The organism is Neorhizobium sp. T25_13, assembly GCF_002968675.1.
Lineage (GTDB): Bacteria > Pseudomonadota > Alphaproteobacteria > Rhizobiales > Rhizobiaceae > Neorhizobium > Neorhizobium tomejilense.
In genome coordinates this window covers 156,684-176,386 of record NZ_PVBI01000007.1, presented here as the reverse complement: position 1 = coordinate 176,386, position 19,703 = coordinate 156,684, and the positions used below count along the sequence as shown (strand labels likewise).

The 19,703-nt window shown below is 58.2% G+C and carries 15 protein-coding genes; 8 read left to right on the top strand and 7 right to left on the bottom strand.

The features are described 5' to 3' along the window. Positions 1–19 precede the first annotated feature (19 nt). Positions 20–868 (top strand): GNAT family N-acetyltransferase, encoded by an 849-nt coding sequence (locus tag C5J22_RS18120; protein WP_105439502.1) that lies wholly within the window; start codon positions 20–22, stop codon positions 866–868. A 399-nt stretch (positions 869–1,267) separates the two neighbouring features. On the opposite strand, the gene C5J22_RS18115 is transcribed toward C5J22_RS18120, so the two are convergent. The 4 genes from C5J22_RS18115 to C5J22_RS18095 form a co-directional block, all read right to left on the bottom strand. Beyond that, entirely contained in the window at positions 1,268–2,590 is a 1,323-nt protein-coding gene (locus C5J22_RS18115; protein WP_105439336.1) for an FAD-binding oxidoreductase, read from the bottom strand. Positions 2,591–3,077: 487 nt separating this feature from the next. After that, the gene (locus C5J22_RS18105; protein WP_105439335.1) at positions 3,078–3,794 is read right to left on the bottom strand and encodes a 4-hydroxythreonine-4-phosphate dehydrogenase; all 717 of its coding nucleotides are present in this window, start codon (positions 3,792–3,794) and stop codon (positions 3,078–3,080) included. Between the two features lie 11 nt (positions 3,795–3,805). Further along, the gene (pdxA, locus tag C5J22_RS18100) at positions 3,806–4,780 is read right to left on the bottom strand and encodes a 4-hydroxythreonine-4-phosphate dehydrogenase PdxA (RefSeq protein ID WP_105439334.1); all 975 of its coding nucleotides are present in this window, start codon (positions 4,778–4,780) and stop codon (positions 3,806–3,808) included. Next, positions 4,777–5,988 carry a four-carbon acid sugar kinase family protein gene (locus C5J22_RS18095; RefSeq protein ID WP_105439333.1) on the bottom strand — a complete coding sequence of 404 codons (1,212 nt, stop codon included), beginning with the start codon at positions 5,986–5,988 and terminating at the stop codon, positions 4,777–4,779. The genes pdxA and C5J22_RS18095 overlap by 4 nt, the downstream gene beginning before the upstream one ends. A 68-nt stretch (positions 5,989–6,056) precedes the next feature. Between C5J22_RS18095 and C5J22_RS18090 the strand changes: the two genes are divergently transcribed. Continuing rightward, positions 6,057–6,965: a LysR family transcriptional regulator gene (locus tag C5J22_RS18090; protein WP_172746685.1), complete on the top strand. Its 909-nt coding sequence runs from the start codon at positions 6,057–6,059 to the stop codon at positions 6,963–6,965. 361 nt (positions 6,966–7,326) lie between these two features. Here the strand turns inward: C5J22_RS18090 and C5J22_RS18085 are convergent, their stop codons facing one another. After that, on the bottom strand, positions 7,327–7,995 hold the full coding sequence (locus C5J22_RS18085; protein WP_105404693.1) for a FadR/GntR family transcriptional regulator: 669 nt from the start codon (positions 7,993–7,995) through the stop codon (positions 7,327–7,329). A gap of 227 nt (positions 7,996–8,222) precedes the next feature. Here C5J22_RS18085 and C5J22_RS18080 point away from each other — a divergent pair, with 227 nt between their 5' ends. From C5J22_RS18080 to acs, 6 genes are all read left to right on the top strand, one after another. Continuing rightward, positions 8,223–9,887: an ABC transporter ATP-binding protein gene (locus tag C5J22_RS18080; protein ID WP_105439332.1), complete on the top strand. Its 1,665-nt coding sequence runs from the start codon at positions 8,223–8,225 to the stop codon at positions 9,885–9,887. A 37-nt stretch (positions 9,888–9,924) separates the two neighbouring features. Further along, positions 9,925–11,595, top strand: coding sequence for a peptide ABC transporter substrate-binding protein (locus tag C5J22_RS18075; RefSeq protein ID WP_105439331.1), 1,671 nt, complete (start codon positions 9,925–9,927; stop codon positions 11,593–11,595). Between the two features lie 66 nt (positions 11,596–11,661). Continuing rightward, complete coding sequence (locus C5J22_RS18070) at positions 11,662–12,612, top strand: ABC transporter permease (RefSeq protein WP_105404696.1); 951 nt, start codon at positions 11,662–11,664, stop codon at positions 12,610–12,612. Positions 12,613–12,647: 35 nt separating this feature from the next. Next, positions 12,648–13,526 (top strand): ABC transporter permease, encoded by an 879-nt coding sequence (locus tag C5J22_RS18065; RefSeq protein ID WP_105404697.1) that lies wholly within the window; start codon positions 12,648–12,650, stop codon positions 13,524–13,526. A gap of 179 nt (positions 13,527–13,705) precedes the next feature. Next, positions 13,706–15,040, top strand: a complete 1,335-nt coding sequence (locus C5J22_RS18060) for an FAD-binding oxidoreductase (RefSeq protein ID WP_105439330.1) — start codon at positions 13,706–13,708, stop codon at positions 15,038–15,040. Positions 15,041–15,205: 165 nt separating this feature from the next. Further along, entirely contained in the window at positions 15,206–17,149 is a 1,944-nt protein-coding gene (gene acs, locus C5J22_RS18055; RefSeq protein WP_105439329.1) for an acetate--CoA ligase, read from the top strand. 396 nt (positions 17,150–17,545) lie between these two features. On the opposite strand, the gene C5J22_RS18050 is transcribed toward acs, so the two are convergent. Beyond that, a complete protein-coding gene (locus C5J22_RS18050) occupies positions 17,546–18,229 on the bottom strand; it encodes a GntR family transcriptional regulator (RefSeq protein WP_105405432.1) in 684 nt (227 codons plus the stop codon). Between the two features lie 102 nt (positions 18,230–18,331). Then, positions 18,332–19,702, bottom strand: coding sequence for an aspartate aminotransferase family protein (locus C5J22_RS18045; RefSeq protein WP_105439328.1), 1,371 nt, complete (start codon positions 19,700–19,702; stop codon positions 18,332–18,334). Position 19,703: the final 1 nt, after the last annotated feature.

Sequence of the window (19,703 nt, the reverse complement as noted above, 5' to 3'; positions counted from 1 at the left end):
GGAACTAGAGATCAATGAAATGGATCAACCCATGCAAACCGAAGCGTACACTCTTGCGCCTTTCGAGGCTCACCATCTGGATGGTGCCTTGGCGCTTTCGCTTGCAGCGGGTTGGCCGCACCGAAGAGAAGACTGGGAAATGATATGGTCCCTGAGCGAGGGACATGTTGCCCTCGTAGGTGATCTAGTGGTGGGTACAGCTCTCATGACTCCCTTCGGCGACACATGCTCGACCATCAATATGATCATTGTCGACGAAAACCAGCGCGGGCAAGGGCTGGGTAGACAGTTGACCACCGCAGCAATGGAACTTGCTGGGGAACGCGAATGCCGTTTGACGGCCACAAATGATGGCTTGCCCCTATACGAGAAGCTGGGGTTCGTTGCGACGCATCAAATCTCCCGCCATCAGGGTGTCGTTGCTCGGATTGATGCCCCTGAAAATATTGAAGCGGTCGGGCCGGAAGCCATCCCGGCAATCAAAGCGCTTGATCGGGCAGCTTACGGCGCCGACCGCGACGCCCTGTACAACATCCTGGCGAAGGAGGGTACGTTCGCCGCCATCCGGAACGAGGAGGGTATCGTTGCCTTCGCGGCCACGGGGCTGTTCGGGATGGGCGAAGTCATCGGTCCGGTAGTTGCAGCGAATCTTAACCAGGCGAGGGATTTGATCTCCTTTATACTCTCCGGCAAGGAAGGACGCTTCGTGCGAATTGACATTCCCGAACAGAGCGGCCTGTCGTCGGTGCTCCAAGACTGGGGACTCCCCCGCGAGGGTGGGGTCGTTGCAATGGTTCGGGGTGCAAAGCGTCTGTCCAGCATATCGCCAAGTCGGACTTTCTGCCTGGCGAGCCAGGCGATTGGCTGACCGTGGGTTAACCGTCGGTCGTTATACCTGGTGCGAAACCAGTGCATTTTTGCGAGGCCCGCAAGACGCCCGACGTCGAATCGTAACCTCAAGTTGTCAGGTTGTGAATCGGCCGTTTCTCCGCCTTGGGAAGCTGATATTCCCCTGATTGTTCCCTAAGCAACCAAATAGCTCCTTGGATGCGCGGGGGGCCTGGTTGTGGCTCCCAGTTTCGACCCATCCTGCAAGGATGACCGCCGACACATCCTCGACCCGGCGGACCGTGCTCGGGTAGAGAGCATCCAAACGTCGGAAGTGTTCGGGACACTGGAGTAGATGCTGATTGCTGCCACTCCTACGAGACGTTAAGAGTGTTTCCAGTAGGTGCTCTGTGCCCAGATTCCCGCCGGCTCGGCACGATCAGAGCCCTCCCACCTCGACTCTGGAACCGTCAAAGAACCGGGACAGGCGGAAGGGCGTGGGATCAACGCAAGGCTTATCGTTGGCAATCAGGTCAGCGGCTAGGCGACCGATACCCGGGCCAATACCGAAGCCATGGCCGGAACCACCAGCGGCCAAATAGAGACCTTTCACATGGTCAGACGGCGAGATGACCGGAACCGCGTCTGGCGTGCAATCGACGTAGGCGCCCCAACTGTCGGCGACTTCGATCCCCGCCAGTGCAGGAAACTGCTCCGTCACACCTTTCAAAATAGCTGCGACCGTCCGGCGGCTCGGCGTCGGGTCGAGAACGCGGATCCGCTCGAAAGGCGAAAGCGTATCATTGTTCCAGTTTGCAAAGGCCTCCGGGCCACGGAACATGGATTTGCCGACGCCGAGTTGGACTGCTTTCAGTCGTTTCAGAAACATCGGCATGAACCAGCGCGCGTAGCGCAGGCCTTGCGGCGTGAGATCCAGGGTCGCCCTGCCGCTGATGGCGAGCGTGTAGCTGCCATCCAACCTGCGCGTCAACGAGCACTCCGGAGTATAGATCGCCTCGCCTAGATTGGCTGTCGGCCGCGTACGCACTGCAGTTTGACGAACGCTTGCCTGAGGGAAATCAACGCCATACCGTCGGCAGAACAAGGATGTCCACGCACCGCCAGCGTTCAGAACGGCCTGCGACCTGATAAGCCCTTTTTCAGTGATCACTCCAGCGACTGCACCATTGACGATATCAAGGCCCCGTGCCGCACATTCCTGGTGGACAGTCGCGCCAAATTTGCGTGCGCCGTTGGCGATCGTCGGCGCGGCAATGGCCGGTTCACCTTTGCCATCGTCGACTGAGTGGACCCCTCCGAGCCACCGGCGGCCGTCCGCCGGGATTCTGTCATGCGCTTCTCGTGGGCTCAGCATCGTCGTGTTGACGTTGAATTGCCGGGCGATATCCAGCCATTGTTCCCATTCCGCCAGCTGCTTTGGGTCATCTGTCGCGTAAAACAGACCGCATTGGCGGAAGCCGACGTCTTCGCCGATTTTGGCGGACAGCTGGTCCCATAACTGCATGGAAACGCCCGAGAGCGGCAATTCGCGCTCATCGCGATTCTGCCGACGGCACCAGCCCCAGTTTCGGCTCGATTGTTCACCACCGACGTAGCCCTTTTCCACCAACGCAACGGACAGCCCCCGCTCTGCGAGACAAAATGCCGCCGACGCGCCGATAATGCCGCCGCCGATGACGACGACGTCCACCTTCGCGGGAAGCTCTTCGTCGCTTTGTATGCGTTTGAGGAGTGGTGACATGGAGTCTGACCTGCGTTGTTAGTCGGAATTGTTTTCGGGTAATAGCATTTCGGTGAGCTCGGCGATCGCATCGACTTCGACGAGATAGCCGTAGTGAAGTTCGGGCACCGGAACGACGGAGCGAGCCGGACTGACGTCCCCAGCCGTGCTACCTAAACCTGGTCGAGGCGAGGCCAATTGGTTGCCCGGCGATACAAGCGGTCACACCGACGAGATCAGCCGCGGTTCCGGTCTTCAGATGGCCGAAGCGACACGCCTCAGGCCGTCGAGCCGGCTTTTGAGCCGCGTAAATTGCCTGCCAATCCGGTCCGCGTCCGGAACCAGAAGGTGCGTTCCAGCATCTCGATCCAGGTCTGGCCACCAGACGGCGTCGGGCGCATTGATTGTCGCTAGATACATGCGCCCGATCTCCCATTCGGATTTCATTTTATCGCCAAACCATACCGGCGAAAATTAATGCTCTGCGAAGGGTCCATTCAGGTGCGAATTAATGATGCTGGTGTAAATAGCCTTGGTTGGCGTTAATTCGCTCAAGGACGGCAATCTCGGTCTCGATCTCGAACTGGAGATTGGAACTACCTGAGAAAGCCCCGTTAAACGCGGCCGTTCCGATGGTAAACCCTGCTGCACCAGATCGTACCACGGCAGCCATTCTTTCGCGGCTGTCGATCGAACCGGCAACAACCACTGGCTTTTCAACGGCCTCGCACACCCGGGTCATAAGCGCCTCGACATCGCCGTCGAAGCGATAAGCAAGCAGATCGAGACCGCTGACGCCGTCGATTGCCGACAATTGGCGAGCACTTTCTACGATCGTATCGATCGTTCCTTCGAGCTTACTTGGATGACCCTCAATCTTGCCAGGGAACGGATAGTAGCGGATGTTCCTGCTTGCGATAAGCGGCAGAACGACATTCGGCCGGGTTCCACCCATCAAGACGTCGACGCCGAGTTCGAGCGCGGCCCGCGCAGATTGTCGCTCGCTCTCCTCGTCGAGGCTGACGACTTCGAGGTAGAGCGTGGCACCTGCTGCCCTGATTGCTGAAGCAAGGTCCACAAGTTCATCGAATGGCAAGCCAATATCCTTGAACCCCACATGTGTGATGCCGGCGCCAAGCACATCCTTAACGCGCTCAGCCGCGTCGGCAACAGTCCTGTCCTGATTGGTCAACATGAATATGAATGAGGGAGAAGTCCGAGACATCGAAAGCGCTCCTAGATTGCGTTGAGTAGCAGTGCCTGATCGAAGGCGTAGCGAAGAGAGGAATGGTCGGCCTTACCTTGGCCCGCGATGTCGAATGCGGTGCCGTGATCAACGCTGGTACGGATGAAGGGCAAACCGATAGTAACGTTGACGCCGTTGTCGATGCCGAGATACTTGACCGGAATGAGACCCTGGTCGTGATATTGCGCAACGACGATATCGAACTCGCCTTTGCGTGCCCGCATGAAAACCGTGTCTCCGGGCCACGGACCGGATGCATCTATGCCAAGCTCCCGAGCTCGGCTGATCGCCGGCGCAATAATGTCGAGATCTTCGCGTCCGAACATGCCGTTTTCACCGGCATGGGGATTGAGGCCGGCGACGGCAACGCGGGGCGAAGCTACACCATAGGCCTTGCCTGCCCAGTGCGCGAACTCGATCGTTCTGAGCACAGAATCCTGTGTCACCAGCTCAATGGCATCGCGTAACGAGACGTGGATCGTAACCAAGATGACACGCAGTTCGTCGTTTGCCAGCATCATCGCAAACGTGTCGGTCCCGGACCGTTCTGCGAGAATTTCGGTATGGCCGGGATAGCTGAGCCCGCCCTTCTTCATTGCTTCCTTGTTGATCGGCGCGGTAACGATTGCCCCAATATTGCCCGCCAGTGCTTCGTCCACCGCTCTCACGACGTAGTCGTAGCTGGCTCGGCCAGCGCGCCCGTCGACTTGACCGATGGGTAGATCGTCGGGCAGATCGGAGACGTTGAGAACGGCTATGAATTTGCCGTCTAGAATAGCGTCACTGAGGGACTCAACGCGCTGCACCTGAAGAGGCAGATCGAGGGCTCGGACAGCGCGTTCCATTACCCTGGCGTCACCTATCACCACCGCTCGCTCCGGCAGTCCGTCCGCGAAAACGCCCGCGACAATTTCCGGGCCAATCCCGCAGGGATCGCCCATAGTTATTCCAATTGGTTTCTTCATTTCTTATCTCCAAGCCATAGGCCGCGAAGCACTTCGGCTGATTTCAGCAGAAGATTCGGTGAGCCGAAGCCACCCGCTTTCGTGATGATGCCAATCGGATTCGAACCGGTTACGCGTCCGATCGGAACTCCGGGCTCGATCTCGCCTAGAAGCTCCAGCGAACCGACTTCAAGTTCCCTTAAAATGGATTCAGCGGTGTCCCCGCCGGTCAGGAGAATTCCTGTCACGGGATGACGCTTCATGATCGCGCGTGCTGCCTTGCCAAGAGCGATCGCGATCGCTCGCGGATCAGCGGACGTGTCGCCCTCAGATGTTGTCAGAAGGATGTCTCCACTGGACGCAGATTGGTCTTGTTGCCCAATAGCGTTTTGGGCAGCCAATATGGGAGAGCGCGACGCCTCCGCAGCGTCGATTGTGATTTGCCTGACATTGCCGGTACCTATCAGCTTTGAGCATTGCTCGCGGCTCCGTGGGTTGACGCTGCCGACGACGAAGAGGTTTACCGATGCCGCGAGGGAAGATGGTGCGGTGTCATCGGCCGGAGCCACAGAGATTGCCAACGCGCTCGCCAGTCCCGGAGAGCCGCACCAGAGGATTGACTTTGGATCCGCAGCCGATCTCACCAGCAGGACCAGATCATCCTGCATCACCGCATCGGCAATCACCAGTGTCCGGCCGTCCGCGACCAAATCACCCGGCTTCAATGTCCGAACCTTCGCAAGCGTGAGATAACGGACTTCCGTCTCTGGGATACCTGGAAACAGAGCGCGAAGATCCGAGTCCTTCACGGGATGAAGGGGATCTCTTGCGAACTCGGTTTCTTCCAACGGCACGCCGTGGAGAAGCTGACGCCCTTTTTCGGTGGTCCGCCCACCATCGGGAAAGGCCGGAGCAAGAACCGCCAGCGACCGACCGGAAGCCGCGAGTGCGGACGCTATCTCAGCTTCAAGGTGGCCGCGAATGGTAGAATCCACGGTATTGTAGAGGACATCGGCCGACGCCAGGCTTTTTGCCGCCCATGCCGCACGTTCGGTAGCGTCCTCCAAGGATGCTGTGCGGCTTCTCTTGTTCACTGAGATGATTGCGACGTCTTCCGGTGGCGTTTGCCGATGATCGGCGAACACAATACATCTGTGCCCCATGCTCACGAATGGCGCAGCGCCATCGGTTGCACTAGTCAGATCATCGGCTAAAATTCCTACCTTCATGATCGCTACTCGTCAGGTTTCTGTCGAACGACGATGATATTAGCGCTATTACTTCTGACGAAAAAACGATGAATTCGAACAGATATCCGTTCCTCGGGGTTACAGATATGGCCGCACGACTACCTTCTCTGTCCACCCTCAGAGCCTTTGAGGCCGCAGCACGTCATCTAAACTTCAGCCGCGCCGGCGATGAATTGTGTGTTACGCACAGTGCCATCAGTCGGCAGATCCGCTCGCTTGAGGAAGATCTGGGAGTAGCTTTGTTCGAACGACGAAACAGGGCCGTTTTCCTCACCGAGGCGGGACGACGCCTGCTTGCCACGATGAGTGATGTGTTCCGCAACATTGGCGATTGTTGCAATGAGCTCAGAGTGGGGATTTCGGCACCACTGGTGGTCTCGTGCGAACCGACGTTCACCCAACGCTGGCTTATCCCTCGATTGCCGGATTTCAATGCGCTTCATCCAGATGTCGAGGTCCACCTGTTGACCGCGGGCGGTCCGGTGAATTTCGACAGGAGCCATGTCGATCTTGCGCTACGGAGGAACGATTTCTCCTGGGCGCCGGAGATCTATGTGGAAACGGTAGTCGAAGAACGCGTTGGACCCGTGTGCGCACCGCACCTCTTGGTCACAGGCAGCACGGATATCCTCTCGTTGCCACGCATTCATTCGGCCACCCGTCGTGACGCTTGGCCGCGGTATATCGCTGACGGTCAGATCCCAGATGCCAATCCCGTCGCCAGCCAAGTGTTCGAACATTTCTATTTAAGCATCGAGGCGGCAATCGCCGGGCTAGGCGCCGCGATTGGTCCAGAGCCGTTGGTGACCGACGCTTTGAAAAGCGGACAACTGATCGCGCCGCGGGGATTCTCCAGCAACGGGTATAGATATATCCTGTTGAGCCGCCTTCCCATCGAAGACGACGCTCGGAAACGAAACTTCCTCTTCTGGCTCCGAAAGCAGTTCAACACCTGACGGACGGACGTACTTTAGGCTCTTCACCGTCCCCAGCCAGTGAACCGAATATCGGGGAGGTGGTGCAGAGTTCGCGCCACAAGCGGGCCAGGTTTGTTTCTGCGTCTCCATTGCGCCCAGCGCGCGCGTCCGGCCAATCTCATGTCAGATCCGGGAACGCCATTTGAGCAGGCCACGATTCCAAACACCGCTTGGCCATTGGCAGGCAAGAACTAGATCGAAACTTCTACTACTCGCTACCCGGAGGCTGGTTCCTGATAAAATCATCGACTAGGTTAACGAGACGGCCGGGATCGCGGCCGAGACGGTCGCACTGATGCGGCGATCGTACGCTTTCAATACCAAATCGCCCGATTGGATCTTATAAGTTGGGACCGAGTATATTGGTCCTGGCTTCTATGATGTGATCGTACATGTTTCGCTCAGCCTCTCTGCTATCGCGATCTTTGATCGCGTCGAGAATTGCCTGATGGCTGGTGATATAGGCCTTCATGCGCTCTGCGGTCAGTGATTGTTCTTTCATTTTGCCCCAGAGATTTCCTGCGCGCACTGCGTGGATCCCTTCATAGAGGGAAGCAAGAAGACCGTTACGCGCGGCTTCGACGATAATGCGATGAAAAACCGCGTCCCATTTCTCGAACTCGCTTAGCGATTCCGAGGAGTTGCCTCGGCCGATCGATTTCTGCATTTCTTCGATTTCTTGCCTCGTCGCCCTTAACGCAGCCAACGCGGCGATTTTTGGTTCTATGATCAGCCGAGCCTCGAAAACTTCAGCCGGATAGGTACGCAATGCGTCTCCTTCATTGCTCAACGGGCGACGAAGGGCGCTTGAGCGCATGCCACTCCCGGCGATAAAGGTTCCTCTGCCGACATGCCTGATAAGGCGTCCTTCCTTCTCCAAAGCACCAAGCATCCGTCTAAGGGCGGTGCGTGGCAGCCCGAGTTTCAGCGCCAAGTCTCGTTCAGGAGGCAGCCGATCCCCCGGCTCCAGACCTTCCGCCTCAATGAAGTCTTTCAGCATCACGCTCATGCGCCCTCCAATATTTATTTTCGAAACCAATTTGATCTATATTGACACCAATAGCAAGACCAATGCTTATATTAATCACGGTTCGGGGCCAGATTGGTAGCGAACGGCGGCCGTAGTCCAAGGGGTACAAGCTATGCAGTGCCCCAAGAAGGATAATCAGAGGCAGCATGCCTAGAGCCGCGACACACATCGCAAATGAAATGCTGCGTTGAAAAGGAGATGCATCGATGGTCGCTAAAATAGAAGCTGTTAACGCAGGCGACGCGGCAGTTTCAGTGCGCGGCCTGACGGTCGACCTCCCAAAAGGCATGGAGCGAGCCCACGCCGTCGAAAACATCTCCTTTGATCTCAAGCGGGGTCAGATCCTGTGCATTATCGGCGAGTCTGGTTCGGGCAAGTCGGTAACGGCGAACACGATTATGGGTCTCCTGCCGAAGATAATTCGGTGTTCGTCGGGGTCCATTCATCTTGACGGAACCGCCATCGTCGACGCGTCGCCGCAAAAGCTGCGGGATATGCGCGGCCGGGTCGTATCGATGATTTTTCAGGATCCCCTGTCGGCGCTCAACCCTCTGATGACGGTGGGCGAACAGATTACGGAAGCCATGACTGCACACGGTGTTGGCACAAAGGCGTCGCGGCGCAGCCGGGCCATCGAATTGCTGACTGAAGTGGGTCTGCCCGATCCGGAACTCATGTATTTCCAATACCCTTTCCGGCTTTCAGGTGGCCAACGCCAGCGCGTGATGATCGCGATGGCCCTGGCGCTCGAACCGAGCGTCCTGATCGCCGACGAGCCGACCACCGCACTCGACGTCACGACCCAGGCGCAAATTCTCGAGCTGATCCGGGACATTCAACGCCGCAAAGGCATGAGCGTGATGTTCATCACCCATGATTTCGGCGTTGTGGCAGAGATCGCCGACAGTGTCGTGGTCATGGAGAAGGGGCGTATTGTCGAACAAGGCACCGCCGAGCAGGTCCTGAATTCACCCGCCCACCCCTATACCAAGCGCCTGATAGCCGCCGTCCCGCGCCTGACCGGCGAGGATCGTGTCGCCCAGGAGACCGCCAGCAAGGGGTCTATCTTGAAGGTTGAGGGATTGTCCAAGACATACCGAAGCGGCAGCGTGCTGTTCGGCGGCCAGCGTGTCGTGAATGCGGTGAACGATGTTTCCTTCGACTTGGCGCATGGGCGCACTCTGGGCGTCGTCGGAGAGAGCGGTTCTGGCAAATCGTCGCTAGGAAGGCTTCTGATCAAGCTTCAGGACAGCGATGGTGGTCGCATCCTGTTTGAGGGCCACGACATCGCCAAGCTTTCGGAATCGGAGTTCCGTCCGCTGCGGCCTCGAATCCAAATGATCTTTCAGGATCCTTTCGCGTCGCTGAACCCGCGGTCCACCATCGGACAAATCCTGACTGTAGGACCCGTAGCGCACGGGATGTCCTACTCCCAGGCGCGTGAGGAAGCACGAGCGTTGCTGTCACATGTGGGCCTCGATGCAGGCGCCTACGGGCGCTACCCGCACGAATTCTCCGGCGGCCAACGTCAACGCATCGGGATCGCCCGGGCCTTGATGTTCAAACCAAAACTTTTGGTTGCTGATGAGGCAGTCTCTGCTCTCGATGTGTCGATCCAAGCTCAGATTCTCGAGCTGCTGGATCAGATCCAACGAGAGACCGGCGTATCGATGATCTTCATCACCCATGATCTGCGCGTCGCCAGCCAGATCTGCGACGAGATCGCAGTGATGCAGAAGGGGCGGATTGTCGAACACGGTCCGCCGTCTCAAATCTTCCTGAATCCGCAATCGGCCTACACGCGTGAGCTGGTAGCGGCCATTCCAGGAGAGCGGCCGAGAAACACTCGGATGAATGCTGCGAACTATTGAGAGCTACGGCGCCTAGCGTCACTCGGGAGGAGAAATCATGACTAAAGATCTAACGACCAAATCCACCTATTCACGACGTGACGCGCTGCGCCTGATGGCAGCGGGCAGCGTCGCGAGCTTTGTCGCACCCAACCTGCTCGGCAAGCCTGCTTATGCGCAAACCCCTCCGACAACTCCGTCGGGCCGCGTGGTCGTCGGGCTTTCCCAGGAACCCACCGTCTTCAATCCGCTGATGGCACATATCGAGGTCGATGATGCCGTGCATTTCTCGGTCTTTGATGCGCTTTTTCGAATCGACCCAAAGGGCGTTCTTCAGCCCAATCTAGCAGCTGAGGTGCCAAGCCAGAAGAATGGTGGGATCTCGCAGGACGGCCTTCAGTGGCGCATTCGTCTGCGTGACGACGTCCGCTGGCACGATGGCAAGCCGTTCACGGCCGACGACGTGAAGTTTACTCTCGAACTCATCACCAACCCGAAATTCCGCGCGTGGCGCACGGGTGGGCATTCTCTGGTCCGCGATATCAAGGTGGTCTCGCCGACTGAGATCACCTGGCGGATGGAGAGCGTCTTCGCTCCATACATGTCGTTTCTTGCCGAAACCTTCATTGTGCCCAAGCATATCTTGGAAAAAGAGGCAGACCCTAACGCGGCCGCCTTCAATCAGGCACCTGTCGGCACTGGTGCATTCAAGTGGGCGCGGCGCATCGCAGGCGATCATATCGAACTCGTTGCCAACACCGAATATTTCGGAGAAGGCCCATATGTCGAGCGGGTCGTCTTTAAATATATCCCTGACATGACGGTACTCTACACCCAATTCAAGAGTGGCGATATCGACCTTACGGACCAAGCATACATTTCCGCTGATCACTACCAGGAAGCCAGCAAACTGCCGCGTCGTGTCGTGAAGCTGCAGCCTGGGGCATCGGTCGAGTCGATCTATCTCAATCTTGAGAAGCCACAATTCAAGGATCCGGCGGTGCGCCGTGCGCTTTATGCCGCGATCGATAGAAAGGCTATCATCGACGCAATCTACTACGGCGTCGGGACCGTCACCGAGACCTTCATGCCGCAGCAATCCTACTACTACAATCCCGATCTGCCGGCGCAAGAATTCAACCTCGACCTCGCGCGCAAACTCCTCGATGAAGCCGGATGGCTGCCGGGGCCGGATGGAGTTCGGGGGAAGAATGGAGTGAGACTTGCCTTCGCCAACTCAACAACTTCCGGCAATAATCTTCGGGAACAGGTGCAACAATTCCTGCAGCAAACCTTCGCTGAGATCGGCGTCGAGATGACCATATCGAATTTGCCAGCTGCAGTCATGTTTGGCGAATTCTGGCTTAAGTCACAGTTTGACTCGGCCATCTCCGGAGTAGCCCATCTCATTGCAGCGGATCCGGACGCAACGAACCGCCTGCATTCAAGCGCAATCGTTGCGAAGGGCGGAAAGGGGTCCAACGTCGGCCAGTACTCCAATCCCGAAGTCGACGCGCTGCTCAAAAAGGGTGCCCAAACCTTTGATCCGGAGGCACGGCGCGCGATCTATCTTCGCGTGCAGGAAATCGTGCGGCAGGACCTGCCGTTTCTGCCGCTGTTTTCCGCTACCTATGTGATCGGGCGCAAGGAAGGGCTAGAGGGCTCCGAGTCTAACGCCAACACTCGAACAGCTTCCTGGCATGCTGCAGGATGGCATTGGAAGCGATGACCTTCGCTGCCGCCGTCGCGGATTGCGACGGCGGCAATCTATTGACGTTGTCATGAGGAGACCTAAATGCGCGGCTTCCTGATTAACCGGCTCTGCCAGAGCCTTGTCCTTCTCCTGATCGTTTCGGTCATCGGCTTCGTCGTCCTGAACCTGATCCCAGGTGGCCCGTTGGCGCAATTTGGACTCGATCCCAGCATGACCCAGGATGACCTCAACCGACTGAAAGAACAGCTGGGGCTCAACCGTCCACTGTGGATGCAATATCTAGACTGGGCCTGGCGCCTTGTGCAGGGTGACTGGGGCCATTCCTTCCGCGACGGTGCGTCGGTTCTGGACGTGATTGGACGGCACCTTTTTGCAACGCTGTTGCTAATGGGGTCTTCCACGATCATCGCGATCGCCATTGGTACCTGGATCGGTATTCGCGGTGCTACGCACCGGTATTCTGTCTTTGACTACCTCGCTACGGTCGGCGCAATGGTGGCGCTGTCGATCCCGACCTTCTGGTTCGGGCTGGTTGGAATTTACGTGTTTTCGCTCCAGTTGGGCTGGCTGCCGGCCGGGAACATGTACACAATTGGGGATGGCTCGGCCTTAAATTACATGCACCACCTGATTTTGCCGAGCATAGTGCTGGCCTTGGTCCATGTCGCCATCTGGAGTCGATACATGCGATCCGCAACGCTTGACGTTATCAGCCAGGAATTCGTCAAGACAGCACGCGCGAAGGGACTGAGCGAGCGCCGGATCTTGATGAAGCATGTCGTTGGCAACGCGTTGCTGCCGATGATCACATTGGCTGGAATGCAGCTCCCCAGCGTCCTAACGGGCGCCTTGGTCACCGAGACTGTGTTCACCTGGCCGGGAATGGGTCGACTGTTCCTGGATAGTCTAGGCTATAGCGACTACCCGGTTGTCATGGGCTTGCTGATGTTCTCCGCAATCCTTGTCGTTCTCTGCAATCTTATCACCGACATAGTCGTCGCAATCATCGATCCCCGCATCCGCCTGAGCTAGGCGCACCACAAGATGCACAAAAGGAGTCAACCACTATGACCGCGATCGCTGCGAAATCGGGCCAGGACCGCTGGTGGAACAGCCGAACCACACACCGCTTTTTGGGCCATCATCTGGCTCTGCTCGGAATGGTGATGATCGTCTGTTTGACGCTGGCTTGCGTTTTAGGTCCCCACCTGCTGCCGTACGATTCGCTCTATATCGATCTACGTGCCCGATTTTCGCCGCCGCTGACCGGCTACCACTATCTAGGCACCGATCCGCTGGGCCGGGATGTGGCCGCGCGGCTCTTCATGGCGGGACGAACCTCCCTACTGGTTGGCTTTTCGGCAATGCTCTTGTCGACGCTCATCGGAACGTTTGTGGGCGTCATCGCAGGATACCGTGGCGGCTGGATCGGCACGATTCTAATGCGGACAGTGGATGGTTTTCTATCCTTCCCTTCGATCTTTCTGGTGCTTGCTCTCGCCGCAGCACTGAAGCCCGGCCCGATCATGATTACCGTCGTTATCGCAGCCTCCAGTTGGATGGAGGTCGCCCGGATTGTCGAGGCCGAGGTCCGGTCGCTCCGCGAGCGCGAATTCGTTCAAGCCGGGCGCATGCTGGGGCTGAGCGGCACGCATATAATGTTCCGAGAAATCTTGCCGAATGCCATCGGTCCGATCATCGTCGCTGCCACTCTGACCGTTGCCCGGGCGATCCTCATGGAGGCCTATATCAGCTTCCTCGGTTATGGAATCCAGCCGCCGCTGCCCAGCTGGGGCAACATGCTGAATGGCGCGCAGCAGTATCTAAACAGTGCGCCGTGGCTGGCCATCATTCCTGGTGCCGCCATCACCATTGCGGTCACCAGCTTTAACTTTATCGGCGACGGACTGCGTGATGCGTTCGATGTTCGAGCTGATCACAGCTGAGGAAACGAGCACCCGGAACGCCAACGGACGAAGCTCCTGAGGTGATGAAACATGTTTCGAGGTGATCGCCATAGGCGAGGCGCCGGAAACGTCACGTGCTTTCGATGAACAACGATTGTGAATCCCAACGCTCCCATAGGAGATAACGGCGTTCACACATGTCCTTAAGGAATAAAATTATGCCCGCCGAGGTCCAAAAAGTCAGTGACAGCGCCTCTTTTCCGACCGAGGTGGACGTCGCGGTCATCGGCGCAGGAATTATTGGTACCTGCACGGCCTATGAACTCTCGCGCAGAGGGGTGTCCGTTGCTCTGCTCGAAAAAGGCATCGTTGGCGGCGAACAGTCGAGCCGCAATTGGGGCTGGGTTCGTCAACAGAACCGCGACATCCATGAACTAGCCCTTGCTATGTACAGTTTGCGGCGCTGGGAAGAGTTGGGCCCCGAGATCGGCCGCGATCTCGGTTTTCGTCGAAGTGGGATACTTTATTGCACTAAGAACCAGGTGGATGTCGCCCGCTGGGAAAAATGGGGCCAGACGGCGCGCCTTCAAGGATTTCATAGCCAGATACTCAGTGCTTCCGAGACCAACGAACGGGCCTCAGGCGGCACGTCCTCCTGGGTCGGTGGAGTCTGGTCTCCGTCTGACGGGAGAGCGGAGCCCAGTCTTGCTGTGCCGGCCATTGCCGAGGCAGCAAAGGAAAACGGCGTATCGCTCCATCAAAACTGTGCCGTTCGGGGCCTCGACGTTGCAAACGGCCGCGTTACAGGAGTGTGGACTGAACGGGGTCTTGTGAAAGCCAGCACAGTGGTTTGTGCCGGAGGTGCATGGGCCTCCCGCTTTTCTCATCGACTTGGAATAGAGCTTCCGGTCGCGAACATCGCCGGGACAGCGATCAAAACAACCCCGGCGCCCGAGGTTGTTCAAGCAGGATGCCTATCGGGTTCAAACTTCGTGATGCGGCGGCGGATTGACGGTTCCTATACGATCGCTGTACCCGGACATGGCACGCTCGACGTCACACCGCGTGGAATGCGATACGCGCTCAAATTCTACCAGATGTATCGCAGCAAGATCGGCAAGAAGCTCAAGTACCGCCTTAACAGCAGCTTCTGGAATGGCCCCGACGCCATTGGCAACTGGGAGAATGACGAGATTTCGCCGTTCGAAAAGAACCGCATTCTGGACCCCGCGCCCGATGGGGAGCTCGTCAAGCTGGCCGTGAAGAACCTTGAAACGGAATACCCGGCGCTGAAGGGGATCGGGGTCGAGCGCGCTTGGGGAGGTCTGATCGATACCTCTCCGGATCTCATTCCGGTGATTTCGGAAGTGGAGGGACTGTCCGGCTACGTGATTGCCGCGGGCTTTAGTGGCCATGGTTTCGCAATCGGCCCAGGGGCTGGCCGGCTGGTGAGTGAGATCGTGCTGAACGATAGGCCGATGACTGACCTCTCACCCTACAGATTAAGCCGTTTCACAGATGGCTCCTCGATCAAACGTCCGGAAATGATGTAGGCGGCAATCCGTGACCGCAGGCCGAGGATTCGTTCCACCGGTGTGGGTAGTTGAAAACTATAACCAGACGACGGCTCGCGTTAGGACATCTGCCGACAGTGGCTCGAGGGTCGTCGTTGAACGGCGAAACGATGCCCACGAACAAAAGAATAGGGAGGCTGAGCTGTGGCCATCGAACGATACATCGTGCCCCGAACCATCCGGACTCGCGCCTTTATCAACAAGGACAAATACGAAAAGTGGTACGAGGAGAGCGTTGAGGACCCGGACAAGTTCTGGGGCAAACACGGAAGGCGCATCGACTGGTTCAAGCCCTATACCAAGGTCAAGAACACCTCCTTCAAGGGCAAGGTCTCGATCAAGTGGTTCGAGGACGGCCTGACCAACGTTTCCTACAATTGCATCGACCGGCACCTGAAGACCCATGGGGAGCGCACTGCGCTGATCTGGGAAGGCGACAATCCCTATATCGACAAGAAGATCACCTATAACCAGCTTTACGATCAGGTCTGCCGGCTGGCCAACGTCTTGAAGAAACACGGCGTCAAGAAGGGCGACCGCGTCACCATCTACATGCCGATGATCCCCGAAGCGGCCTATGCGATGCTCGCCTGCGCCCGCATCGGCGCGGTGCATTCGGTCGTGTTCGGCGGGTTCTCGCCGGAAGCGCTGGCCGGCCGCATCATCGACTGCCAGTCCACTTTCGTGATCACCTGCGACGAGGGCGTGCGCGGCGGCAAGCCGGTGCCGCTCAAGGACAATACCGATACGGCGATCCATATCGCGGCGCGCCAGCACGTGATCGTCAACAAGGTCGTGGTGGTGCGCCGCACCGGCGGCAAGACCGGCTGGGCGCCCGGGCGCGACCTCTGGTACCACCAGGAAATCGCCACCGTGAAGGAGCATTGCGAGCCGGCGAAGATGAAGGCGGAAGATCCGCTGTTCATCCTCTATACCTCGGGCTCGACCGGCAAGCCGAAAGGCGTGCTGCACACGACCGGCGGTTACCTCGTCTTCGCGGCGATGACCCACGAATATACGTTCGACTACCATGACGGCGACATCTACTGGTGTACGGCGGATGTGGGCTGGGTGACCGGCCATTCCTACATCGTCTACGGACCGCTGGCGAACTGTGCCACCTCGCTGATGTTCGAAGGCGTGCCGAACTTCCCGGACCAGGGCCGTTTCTGGGAAATCATCGACAAGCACAAGGTCAACATTTTCTACACGGCACCGACGGCGATCCGCTCGCTGATGGGCGCCGGCGACGAGTTCGTGAAACGCTCCTCGCGGACAAGCCTGCGTCTGCTCGGCACGGTCGGCGAGCCGATCAATCCGGAAGCCTGGGAGTGGTACTACAACGTGGTCGGCGACAAGCGCTGCCCGGTGGTCGATACCTGGTGGCAGACGGAAACCGGCGGCCACATGATCACGCCGCTGCCGGGGGCCACCGACCTGAAGCCGGGTTCGGCGACCGTACCGTTCTTCGGCGTGAAACCGGAACTGGTCGACAACGAAGGCAAGGTGCTGGAAGGGGCGGCCGACGGCAACCTCTGCATCGCAGACAGCTGGCCGGGCATGATGCGCACCGTCTATGGCGACCACGAGCGCTTCATCCAGACCTACTTCTCCACCTACAAGGGTAAATATTTCACCGGTGACGGCTGCCGGCGCGACGAGGACGGTTATTACTGGATCACCGGCCGCGTCGATGACGTGCTGAACGTTTCCGGCCACCGGCTCGGCACGGCGGAAGTGGAGTCGGCACTAGTCTCCCACAGTCTCGTGTCCGAGGCCGCTGTCGTCGGGTATCCGCACAACATCAAGGGCCAGGGCATCTATTGCTACGTAACCCTGATGGCCGGCCATGACGGTGATGACGCGCTGCGCCAGGAGCTGGTGAAGCATGTGCGCCAGGAGATCGGCCCGATCGCCCAACCCGACAAGATCCAGTTCGCACCCGGCCTGCCAAAAACCCGCTCCGGCAAGATCATGCGCCGCATCCTGCGCAAGATCGCAGAGGACGACTTCGGCGCGCTCGGGGATATCTCGACGCTTGCCGATCCCGGGGTGGTTGACGACCTGATCGCCAAGCGGCGGGATTGAACAGGCCGCAGCGCCCGACGAGGCGCAGACGATATCGAAACTGAGAAGTGAAATTGAAATTACTCGGTCCCCCAAGGGGAACGAAAGACACGGCCATCGCATTTCCGGCCGTGTTTGGTTCCATTTTTCCTGCAGAGAGGCCGGGCTGAAACCGATCCGTAACATCGTTCGGAGACAAGTTCCGCTACGCTGGGCGCCGGTGTTGCAACAGATTATGATACGGTTCTTACAACTCGTCGCGCTTCGACTACGCCGCTGGGTCACTGTCCTCGATTACAATGCCATCAACCGGCGGCCCAACGCGCATGCTACTTGAGACATGGCGCCAAAGGGCGGAGATCCCCAGACGCCTTCCCGGGTTGTCTTTCCGAACTGACAAATTCGCAGCCAGGCCCATCAGCGTTGATCGAGCAATTTGATCTGGAGATCTTCCCAGTGCTCTCTGAATGCCTCCCGCGCTGTATCGTAGTGGCGGCTTCTCAAGCTGCTGATGAGCCTTTCGTGTTCTTCCGCCATTTCGTCGGCAGTGGTGTAGAAATCTTGCCGTTGCACGAGGAGAAGCTCGATCTCGCCTTCAAGTCCTGAGTAGGTTCGCTTCAGCCGGGCGCTGCCACTAGCGGCGATGATCGCCCGGTGGAAGTCTCTATCCGCAGTCACCAGCAGTGACTTGTCGGAGGATAGCGTTGAAGTATGCATAACCTCGACCGCCTCCAGCGCCTCTGATGGGATGACCCCGGTCAACACGATCAGACGAATGGCCTCGCCCTCAATGGCGCCGCGCATGCGCGTGATATCGACGATGTCGTCTGGGCCAAATTCAGGCACCATAAAACCGCGGTTAGGTATCTGACGCAGCAGGCCCTGCGTGACGAGCACCTGGGCTGCCGTACGGAACGTGTGCCGTGAGGTCGAATGATCCTCACACATCTTCACGTCACGTAGGAACTCGCCGGGTCGGAAATCTCCCGACAAGATGCGCTGTCGCACGGCGTGGGTCAGTATTTCCACCGCGCTCGCGGGTAGGGGTTCGAGGTTCGTCTCAGCAGTTTCCGTTTGATTCGTGAGGTACTCTGGCGGCATGGCTCTGGCTTCGGTGGCGATTGTGTTCCCATACTTACGCCATATGCGGCGGCTCAGAACAAGGGAGATGAACTGTGGCTTCCGGCCGCTGCGTGTCGGGCCTCAAATCAGCACGGACCGAAGCGCTTTATCGACGCCCTCGATCAGACGCGTCGCGTTGGCCGATGTAAAGATGAGCGGTGGTCGGATCTTTAGGATATGGGCATCCGCTCCCGTCGCGGAAATGAGAATGCGCTGGTCGCGCAAGGCATTGACGACTGCAAGGGCACGGTCCATGTCTGGCGTTTTCCGATCCCGATCCTTAATAAGTTCGACGGCGAAATAGAGACCGGTCCCTCGAACATCGCCGACGAACTCGTAATTCTTCTGGAGGTCACGGAGGCCATGTAGAATTTCGCCACCGAGGTTGGCGGCGTTGTCCATCAATCCCTCCTCGATGATCGTGTCAAGCACGGCCCTCGCAGCCGCGATGGCGACCGAGTTACCGCCGAACGTGTTGAAATAGCGCATGCTGGATCCGAAATCGGCGACGAGTTCGGGTCGAAGGACTACGCCGGCAACGGGATAGCCGTTGCCCATTGGTTTTCCCATGGTGACGATGTCCGGATCGACCTTGTGACGGCTGTGACCCCAAAGATGGGTTCCGGTCCGCCCAAATCCCGATTGCACCTCATCGGCGATGAACAGACCGCCGGCCTTGCGTACTATCTCCGCTACCGGCGCCAGAATGTCGGTCGGATCGACATAGAGACCATCGGAGGAGAAGGCGGAGTCGACGATGAAGGCCGCAAGGCCGCCGCCATGCTGCTCTATGTCTGCGATCTGCCGCGTGACATCCTCCGCCATCCGGCGGCCGATTTCCTCGACGGGCAGCCGATAAGAATCTGGCGCAGCGACCGTCCGAAGATAAGGATCAAGGGCCGACTTCCTACCGAGTGACGGCGAGATTGCCGCGACCGCTCCGCTGTTACCGTGATAGGCTTCGGCCGTGACGATGACACCGGTTTTGCGAGTGTGATAACGTGCGATCCGCAAGGCGAGGTCGTTGGCTTCCGAGCCGGTACATGTGAACATCGCGCATCCGGTCCGGCCGAGTTCGCCGCCGAACGTACTGATCAGGGCCTCGGCGTAGTCCAGCAGGGGCTCCTGCATATAGCGCGTGTGGGTGCAGAGGATTTCGAGTTGCTTCTGGATTGCCTCGACCACACGCGGATGAGAGTGACCTAGCGATGCTACATTGTTGTAGGCATCGAGGTATTCGTTACCGTGCTTGTCATAGAGGAAGACGCCCTTGGCACGAGAGATCTCCACCGGCGACTTGTAGAAGAGCCGATAAGCAGGCCCGAGCAACCTTTGCCGTCTAGCGACATGGGCCAGATCTTCACTCGAGAGATGAGACGTGTCCTGAGGGTTGAAGCCATTAGGCATGTCGCCACGGTATCCTTTTGGCAGGGTGGTCGCTTGCTTGAACATG